This is a genomic window from Scandinavium sp. (assembly GCF_051650185.1).
In the GTDB taxonomy this organism is placed as follows: Bacteria; Pseudomonadota; Gammaproteobacteria; order Enterobacterales; family Enterobacteriaceae; genus Scandinavium.
The window spans coordinates 1-8,166 of the sequence record NZ_JBOFIN010000136.1 but is presented as its reverse complement, the minus strand read 5'-3'; the positions used below and the strand labels follow the sequence as shown (position 1 = coordinate 8,166).

9 protein-coding genes are annotated in these 8,166 nt (G+C 51.1%); 5 read left to right on the top strand and 4 right to left on the bottom strand.

The window, feature by feature from the left end; genetic code table 11:
• The coding region (locus ACRCWW_RS18605; RefSeq protein WP_259293634.1) for a hypothetical protein at positions 1–82 on the top strand (82 nt) is incomplete at its 5' end.
• A 376-nt stretch (positions 83–458) separates the two neighbouring features.
• Positions 459–1,961, top strand: coding sequence for an 8-oxoguanine deaminase (locus tag ACRCWW_RS18600; RefSeq protein ID WP_438683712.1), 1,503 nt, complete (start codon positions 459–461; stop codon positions 1,959–1,961).
• Between the two features lie 144 nt (positions 1,962–2,105).
• Here the strand turns inward: ACRCWW_RS18600 and ACRCWW_RS18595 are convergent, their stop codons facing one another.
• Positions 2,106–2,585, bottom strand: coding sequence for a GNAT family N-acetyltransferase (locus tag ACRCWW_RS18595; RefSeq protein WP_438683711.1), 480 nt, complete (start codon positions 2,583–2,585; stop codon positions 2,106–2,108).
• Between the two features lie 168 nt (positions 2,586–2,753).
• Positions 2,754–2,960, bottom strand: a complete 207-nt coding sequence (locus ACRCWW_RS18590) for a DUF1107 domain-containing protein (RefSeq protein WP_097162707.1) — start codon at positions 2,958–2,960, stop codon at positions 2,754–2,756.
• A gap of 321 nt (positions 2,961–3,281) precedes the next feature.
• Between ACRCWW_RS18590 and ACRCWW_RS18585 the strand changes: the two genes are divergently transcribed.
• Positions 3,282–3,839, top strand: a complete 558-nt coding sequence (locus ACRCWW_RS18585; RefSeq protein ID WP_438683710.1) for a YtfJ family protein — start codon at positions 3,282–3,284, stop codon at positions 3,837–3,839.
• On the opposite strand, the gene cysQ is transcribed toward ACRCWW_RS18585, so the two are convergent.
• Entirely contained in the window at positions 3,833–4,573 is a 741-nt protein-coding gene (cysQ, locus tag ACRCWW_RS18580; protein WP_438683709.1) for a 3'(2'),5'-bisphosphate nucleotidase CysQ, read from the bottom strand. The genes ACRCWW_RS18585 and cysQ overlap by 7 nt on opposite strands.
• A gap of 191 nt (positions 4,574–4,764) precedes the next feature.
• Here cysQ and ACRCWW_RS18575 point away from each other — a divergent pair, with 191 nt between their 5' ends.
• The gene (locus ACRCWW_RS18575) at positions 4,765–6,708 is read left to right on the top strand and encodes a bifunctional 2',3'-cyclic-nucleotide 2'-phosphodiesterase/3'-nucleotidase (protein WP_438683708.1); all 1,944 of its coding nucleotides are present in this window, start codon (positions 4,765–4,767) and stop codon (positions 6,706–6,708) included.
• Between the two features lie 54 nt (positions 6,709–6,762).
• Here the strand turns inward: ACRCWW_RS18575 and ACRCWW_RS18570 are convergent, their stop codons facing one another.
• Positions 6,763–7,143, bottom strand: a complete 381-nt coding sequence (locus tag ACRCWW_RS18570; RefSeq protein ID WP_330983367.1) for a winged helix-turn-helix transcriptional regulator — start codon at positions 7,141–7,143, stop codon at positions 6,763–6,765.
• Positions 7,144–7,368: 225 nt separating this feature from the next.
• On the opposite strand from ACRCWW_RS18570, the gene ACRCWW_RS18565 reads away from it, so the two are divergent.
• Positions 7,369–8,049, top strand: coding sequence for a TnsA endonuclease N-terminal domain-containing protein (locus tag ACRCWW_RS18565; RefSeq protein WP_438683707.1), 681 nt, complete (start codon positions 7,369–7,371; stop codon positions 8,047–8,049).
• The last annotated feature ends 117 nt before the right edge of the window (positions 8,050–8,166 follow it).

Genomic DNA, 8,166 nt, shown 5'->3' with positions numbered 1-8,166 from the left:
GGTTGCGGAGGCAATGGCCATGGTGCGAGCGCTGAACAAAATGACGAAAGCAGGTATGCCAGAAAGCGTGCGTATTGCCTGAAAACACAACCTGCTTCGGGGAGACTTACCCGAAATCTGATTTATTCAACAAAGCCGGGATAGTCTTAGAGCAGTTATAGTCACGCTAACCCTGCACCAGTTTGATGAATTCCAGAGTCCGGCCAAACCGCTTATTGTCAACGATAGTCCCCCAGTCAACCAAACGACATTACTAACTGAGGTTTGTATCTAATCCCGGAGGCAGGCCAGCCCATCACTATAACGTCAGCCAAAGCCGAGGCAAATGCAAATAACTCAAGTAGCCGTTTTTTTAATATGCAAAAATAGCTATTCCATTCATTACTCATATTGAGTTGAATGCACTGAATTACCATAGGGATGAATTGTCTGTCATTCATTGTAAATCAGGAGCCATGATGAAGGATCAAGAACCCGACCAGCTACGTCGCTTGCTCGTTAAAGCACCGCTGCTTGCCCCCTTACTCACCACGTTACCCGCCACAGCCAAAGGAAAGCTACTCTCCTCTGTTACCGCCAGTCAAAATGTCAGTGCTATTCCAGCAGCCGGTAAAACGCTGTTGCTGAAAAATGCCGACATGGTCGTGACCATGGACAAAGATAAGCGTGAAATTAAAAAAGGCTGCATCTTTATTAAGGGTAATACCATTATTGCTGTTGGTTCGGAAAAGGACGTACCACAAACGGCGGACAGGATTATCGATCTGAAAGGCCATATTGTCATTCCTGGCCTGATTAATACCCACCACCATATGTATCAGAGTCTGACTCGTGTGGTGCCAGCGGCACAGAATGGGGAACTCTTTACCTGGCTGAGCGCACTGTATCCTGTCTGGGAAAAACTAACCCCTGAAATGATGAAAGTGGCGACCAAAACCGCCATGGCGGAACTGATGCTTTCAGGTTGTACCACCTCCAGCGATCATCAATATGTTTATCCTAATGGCATCAAACTGGATCACAGCATTGAAGCAGCTCAGGAAATGGGGATGCGTTTTCATGCCTGTCGCGGCAGCATGAGTGTCGGCAAAAAACAGGGCGGTTTGCCGCCAGATTCGATTGTTGAGGACGAAAAGTTCATCCTCAAAGATACCCAGCGCGTTATTGAGCAGTTCCACGATGCTGAACGCGGGGCGATGATCCGCGTTGTGGTCGCACCGTGCTCCCCGTTCTCGGTCAGTGAAGGGCTGATGCGCGATTCCGCTAAACTGGCGCGTGTTTACGGCGTCTCGCTGCATACCCATCTGGCGGAAAACGTCAGCGATATCGAGTACAGCAAAAAGACTTTCAACAAAACTCCCGCGCAATACGTGGAGGATCTGGAGTGGGTCGGACATGACGTGTGGCATGCACACTGCGTGAAGCTCGATGACTACGGCATGAAGCTGTTTGCACGAACGGGAACGGGGATTGCGCACTGCCCATGTTCAAACATGCGTCTGGGATCGGGCATTGCGCCCGTTCGTCATATGCTGGATGCCGGGATGCACGTTGGGCTTGGTGTAGATGGCTCAGCCTCGAATGACAGCTCTGACATGATGGCCGAAGTGCGTCAGGCGCTGCTGTTACAGCGTGTCGGATTTGGTCCGCAAGCGCTGACTGCCCGTGAAGCTCTGGAGATCGCGACGCTTGGTGGGGCGAAAAACCTCAATCGTGATGACATCGGTATGCTGGCTCCTGGGATGATGGCGGATATCGCGGTGTTCAGTCTTGATGGTATTGGTCTGGCGGGGGCGCAGCACGATCCGGTTTCAGCACTCGTGTTCTGTAACCCGGGTAAAGTGGCTTACAATATTATCAATGGTCGAATCGTAGTTGAAAATGGTCGAGTGACGACGGCTGATGTGCCGCTCATTATCGAGCAACATAATCGCCTGGCTCATCAGTTAGTCGAAGGGTGAGCCTGAACGCCGTGCGATGGCACGGCGTTCCGGATGGTATTGCCTTTAAGCTTTTGCGGGCTTCAACTTCCGCTCCTGGCACAAAACCGACATCCAGAATCCCACTAAAGAAACTCAGCGTTCATTTGTTAAATACTGAACACGTCACAATGCTTCATTTTCACCCCGCAATACCAAAGTCATAAACCGGCTGTTGGGATCGGGCTGATAGTCAGCAAACGGCTCGCAGTCAACGAAACCGTGCTTGCTGTAAAGCTGATGGCAAGCGGCAAACCCGGGCTGAGTTCCTGTTTCTAAACTCAGACGTTGCAGGCATCGGGCATGCGCGGTTTGCAGGATATGCTGCACAATCAGATTCGCTACTCCACGTCGCAAAAAATCTGGTGCGGTGCGCATGGATTTCAGCTCGCCGTGTTTTTCATCAAGCAGTTTCAGCGCCCCCATTCCTGCGAGCTGCTCCCCTTCCCACACCGACCAAAAGGTCACGGCCGGATCGCGCAGGTTTTGCACATCCAAAGCGTGGCTACTTTCTGGTGGAGATTGCTCCAGCATGCCGGAAAGATGGTAAGCCACTAACGCCTGAACGGCAGGATGAGAGAGATCGTCGGTTTTGATCGTGAACATCAGATTACCCGTTTACTTGTTATATATTAGCAACATACAAACAGTGGGTTATCGCTTTGTCCAATAGCGGTTTCTTATGCCTCAGCGCTCACCTCGCCCCAGAAACACTAACGGCTCCTTATCACGGGAGCCGTTTTTTTACTGCTTACTGCATAGCACGTTGGTTGATTACGCCATCTCTGTCTGCAGACGCGTAACCTGACGGTTGATCTCGGACATCACCGAAAGGTGCTGCTTGTCCTTCACTTTCGGGATAAGGATTTTGCCCTTATCAAATTCAAAAGCGCCCACGTCCTTGATGTACAACCGTCCACGAAACAGGATCTTCACGTACTTCGCCACCTGAAGCGGGTTGTACTTTTGGAAAATTTTCATTTTTATCTCCTGCTGAGTATCACGCCCTTACGGCTCCACAATCGGCTCCGCGTTCCGGGGCGCAAAATTAATGCACTAAAACTATAGTCCATATCGACCGGGGCACCCAGTCTGTATAAGTATATTTACCGTTTGATGACAATTTTTAAGAATTATCGTTTCAGAACTACGATGAAAGCAGTATAAACCTTCATTTTCTCGCGGTTATGTGCGTTCACCCGCAAACTGGCATTGCGATTGCGGGAAAACATCATCATTCGCACTTATGATTAATGCTGACACCTAAGTGGTCGGATCACCTGCATAAAATAAGGAAACACCATGACTTTACGTAAGCTGATGGCGATTTCATGCCTGCTAATGCCACTGATGGCCTCTGCACATAATTTTGAAAACGGTCAACGCGTGTCGCCTGTGGGCATCACCGACCGTGGCGAACTCATTCTTGATAATGATGAGTTTAGCTATAAAAACTGGAATAGCTCGCAGCTGCCTGGCAAAGTGAGAGTTGTACAACATATTGCCGGGCGTACATCTGCTAAAGAGAAAAACGCAACGCTGATTGAAGCGATCAAGGCCGCAAAATTCCCCCATGACCAGTACCAGACCACCACCATCGTCAACACCGATGATGCGATTCCGGGGTCCGGAATGTTTGTGCGCAGCAGCATCGAGAGCAATAAAAAGCTCTACCCGTGGTCGCAGTTTATCGTGGACAGCAATGGGCTGGTACGCCAGGCCTGGCAGCTCGAAGAAAAGAGTTCCGCGATTGTGGTGCTGGATAAAAGCGGTCGCGTCGAGTGGGCGAAAGATGGCGCACTCACGCAGGAAGAGGTGCAGCAGGTGATTGCCCTGCTGCATAAGTTGCTCGGTCAGTAGAGCGAGACTCTGAAGCCGGGGTTCAGGAACGATTCACGCGGGGTGTAATCCAGCGTTTTACCTTGCCAGTCGTGAACATGCGCCCCGGCAGCCATAGCAACTGCGTGGCCTGCTGCGGTGTCCCACACGTTGGTTGGCCCGAAGCGCGGATAAAGCTGCGCCTGCCCTTCTGCCACCAGGCAGAATTTGAGCGATGAGCCAATCGACGTGGTCTGGTGTTCCCCAAGCTGCTGAAGGTATTCCTTGAGCTCATCGTCCGAATGTGAGCGGCTGATCACCACCAGCGGCGGGCGCGCGTCGCGCACCTGAATCTGTTTGCGCACGCCGCACTCTTCTTTCCACGCTTTCCCTTCCGCAGCGCTGTACATAACTTTCATCACCGGGGCATACACCACGCCAAGCACAGGCTTTCCTTTTTCAATCAGCGCGATATTGACGGTGAACTCACCGTTACGCTTGATGAACTCTTTAGTGCCATCCAGTGGGTCCACCAGCCAGTAACGTTGCCAGTGCTGGCGAATGTCCCAGCCTGGCGGGTCTTCTTCCGACAGCACAGGGATATCCGGCGTAAGCTCACTTAGCCCTTCGACAATGACGTTGTGCGCGGCGATATCCGCCGCCGTCACCGGAGAATCATCGGCTTTACTGACCACGTCCATCGGCTTCGCGCCATCGTAGACCTGCATAATGGCCTCACCTGCGTTCCGTGCAAGCTGACATACATGTTCCAGCATTTTCCACCTCGGTTTCATTACAGTGGTGTTAACTCGTTGTTTTAGTTATATCCCATCGCATTGAATTGCGCTATCTGTGAAGCGTTGCCCGGTTCCTGACACTTTTTTCTGGCAACCTTCACACTTCTGAAAGCAACAGGATGTATACCCTTTTGGCTTTTGTGCCCCTGATCAATAAAAGGACCGCTCTGATGATTAAGTTTAGCGCAACGCTCCTTGCCACGCTGATTGCCGCCAGCGTGCAGGCCGCGACGGTGGAGCTGCGAGTCATGGAAACCACTGACCTGCACAGCAACATGATGGATTTTGACTACTACAAAGACAGCGCGACGGAAAAATTTGGCCTGGTGCGCACCGCCAGCCTGATTAATGCCGCACGCGGTGAAGTCAAAAACAGCGTGCTGGTCGACAACGGCGACGTGATTCAGGGAAGCCCACTTGGCGATTATATGGCCGCTAAAGGCTTAAAAATGGGAGATGTGCATCCGGTTTACAAAGCGATGAACACACTCGACTACGCGGTGGGCAACCTCGGCAATCACGAGTTCAACTACGGCCTCGAGTATCTTCACAAAGCCCTCAATGGTGCGAAGTTCCCGTACGTTAACGCCAACATCATCGATGTTAAGACCAAGAAGCCGCTTTTCACCCCTTATCTGATTAAAGACACTCAGGTTACCGATCAGGACGGCAAAACGCAGACGCTCAACATTGGCTACATCGGTTTTGTGCCGCCGCAAATCATGACCTGGGATAAAGCCAACCTCAGCGGGAAAGTCACCGTTAACGACATCACCGAAACCGCGCGCAAGTATGTGCCGGAAATGCGTGAAAAAGGGGCGGATGTGGTCGTCGTCATCGCACACTCAGGCTTGTCGGCAGACCCTTATCACGCGATGGCGGAGAACTCTGTTTACTACCTGAGCCAGGTGCCGGGCGTGGACGCCATCATGTTCGGCCACGCTCATGCCGTGTTCCCGTCAAAAGACTTCGCCAGCATCAAAGGCGCAGATATCGGGAAAGGCTTGCTGAACGGCGTGCCTGCGGTGATGCCGGGCATGTGGGGCGATCATCTTGGGGTGGTCGATTTGGTGTTAAACAACGACAGCGGCAAATGGCAGGTAACACAGGCGAAGGCCGAAGCGCGTCCGATTTACGATCCGGTGGCGAAGAAATCCCTCGCCGCAGAAGACAGCAAGCTGGTTGATGTGCTGAAAGCCGATCATGATGCCACTCGCGCCTTTGTCAGCAAGCCGATTGGTAAATCTTCGGACAACATGTACAGCTATTTGTCGCTGGTTCAGGACGATCCTACTGTTCAGGTCGTCAATATGGCGCAGAAAGCCTACGTGGAGCACTTTATTCAGGGCGATCCGGATCTGGCGAAACTGCCGGTGCTCTCTGCCGCAGCGCCTTTTAAAGCTGGTGGACGTAAAAACGATCCGGCGAGCTACACCGAAGTCGAGAAAGGCCAGCTGACCTTCCGCAACGCCGCTGACCTTTATCTGTACCCGAATACGCTGGTGGTGATGAAAGTCACGGGCAAAGAGGTGAAAGAGTGGCTGGAGTGCTCTGCCGGGCAGTTTAACCAGATTGATCCGACCCGCAGCAAACCGCAGTCGCTTATCAACTGGAACGACTTCCGCACTTATAACTTCGATGTGATTGATGGCGTGAAGTACCAGATTGATGTGACTCAACCTGCCCGTTATGACGGGGAGTGTCAGCGTCTGCACCCTGACTCAGAACGCATTAAAAATCTGACGTTTGAGGGCAAACCGATCGATCCGAAAGCGACCTTCCTGGTGGCAACCAACAATTACCGCGCCTACGGCGGGAAGTTTGCAGGCACAGGTGACAGCCATATCGCCTTCGCTTCCCCGGATGAGAACCGTTCGGTGCTGGCAGCGTGGATTGGTGCTGAGTCGAAGAAGAGCGGTGAAATCCACCCGGCAGCGGATAACAACTGGCGTCTGGCGCCGATCCATTCCGCCACGCCGCTGGATATCCGATTTGAAACCTCACCTTCTGAAAAAGCAGCCGCTTTTATCAAAGAGAAAGCACAGTATCCAATGAAACAGGTGGGCACCGACGAGATTGGTTTCGCGGTGTATCAGGTCGATTTGTCGAAGTAACCTCAATGCCGGGCGGCTCTGACGCTTGCCCGGCCTACAAATCAGCCGGGCCACTTATGCCGCCCGCTCGTTCCAGTTCGCCATTACCTGAGGCAGATTCAGTTCAATCCAGTCTGCCAGCGCCTCTACTTTCTCACTCACCTGCACACCCAGCGGCGTCAGGCTATATTCCACATGAGGCGGCACCACGGGGTAAGAAACCCGGTCGACAAAGCCATCCTGCTCCAGTGCCTGTAACGATTGCGCGAGCATCTTCTCACTCACGCCGCCCATTTTTCGGCGTAGATCGCTGAAACGGTGCGTGCCATCACGCAGAGCCACGAGGATCAGCACGCCCCAGCGGCTGGTCACATGTTTAAGCACGTCGCGGGAGGGACACTGCTCAGCAAACAAATTGCCATCACGCAGTTGCTCACTCAGGGTTGGATTCGTCATTTTAATACTTACCTTTTTGTACGTACTTACTAAAAGTTAGTTTGAATGTTAGCGTATCACAACTGAAGACAAACACGAAGGAGTTGTGGTGTGACAATAAAGTTGTACATTAAACGTTAAAGTTGTAACTCTAGGCTCGAAAAATGACATTAAAGTTGTATACTTAAATTTAGGTTAAGTTAACTGAATTCAGCATACGACGGGGCATTTAGTGGCACATTTATCATGAGCAGAGGAAGAAAATTTAACTCCTACCAGAATTACGAACAGGCTCTAGGTCAGGGGGTTGGATTAGGGCATCTACAGGATTACCAGCCCTGGCTAAGGGTCCAGGATGTACCATCTTACGGTAATCGCTCTGTGATTTTTGGCCTGAAAACCATGCGCAAACACCACTTCATGTCTTCTATAGAAAGTGATTTTTTCTACCAGGCCGAATTTAATGAATCGGTGGTTGATATTCGTGAGCAATTTCCCCTCTTACCCCTTACCCTCACAGAACGGATTGCCAACCACATTGGGGTAAAACATCCAACAATCAAAGGCATAAAAGGCCCTGTAGCGCTGCATGTCATGACAACCGATTTTCTTCTGACGATTAAAAATGCTAATGGGGATATAAAATACAAAGCATTTGCAGTAAAACCCGACGGCATTCCTTCACTTCGGGTTGCTGAAAAGTTAGAAATCGAGCATCTGTTTTGGGCATTACACGACATCGAATTTAAAATCTATACAGGCTCAGAATTAAACAAAAATGTGAGTAAAAACATAGCATGGGCAACATCCACAATCCGGATGGATGCTTCCCCCTATGAACATTTACCCTGCCACGAGGTTGTGTCGATATTGCAACCAGGCGACTATTCTGTCGACGAACTTTGTTCTGATCCTACCCGCGAATAGTGGACACGCGACTAAGTGAGTAAACTCTCAACCAGAGGTAGCTCACATGACAAAACCAGCATCAACCATCAAAAAGATCCGTAAACAGCACTCGCCTGAATTCCGTCAGGAAGCCCT

Bases quoted from the DNA above. Each gene is read 5' to 3' on its own strand.
- ACRCWW_RS18600 (WP_438683712.1), top strand. From the start codon at position 459: ATGAAGGATCAAGAACCCGACCAGCTACGTCGCTTGCTCGTTAAAGCA.
- ACRCWW_RS18595 (WP_438683711.1), bottom strand. From the start codon at position 2,585: ATGTTCACGATCAAAACCGACGATCTCTCTCATCCTGCCGTTCAGGCG.
- ACRCWW_RS18590 (WP_097162707.1), bottom strand. From the start codon at position 2,960: ATGAAAATTTTCCAAAAGTACAACCCGCTTCAGGTGGCGAAGTACGTG.
- ACRCWW_RS18585 (WP_438683710.1), top strand. From the start codon at position 3,282: ATGACTTTACGTAAGCTGATGGCGATTTCATGCCTGCTAATGCCACTG.
- cysQ (WP_438683709.1), bottom strand. From the start codon at position 4,573: ATGCTGGAACATGTATGTCAGCTTGCACGGAACGCAGGTGAGGCCATT.
- ACRCWW_RS18575 (WP_438683708.1), top strand. From the start codon at position 4,765: ATGATTAAGTTTAGCGCAACGCTCCTTGCCACGCTGATTGCCGCCAGC.
- ACRCWW_RS18570 (WP_330983367.1), bottom strand. From the start codon at position 7,143: ATGACGAATCCAACCCTGAGTGAGCAACTGCGTGATGGCAATTTGTTT.
- ACRCWW_RS18565 (WP_438683707.1), top strand. From the start codon at position 7,369: ATGAGCAGAGGAAGAAAATTTAACTCCTACCAGAATTACGAACAGGCT.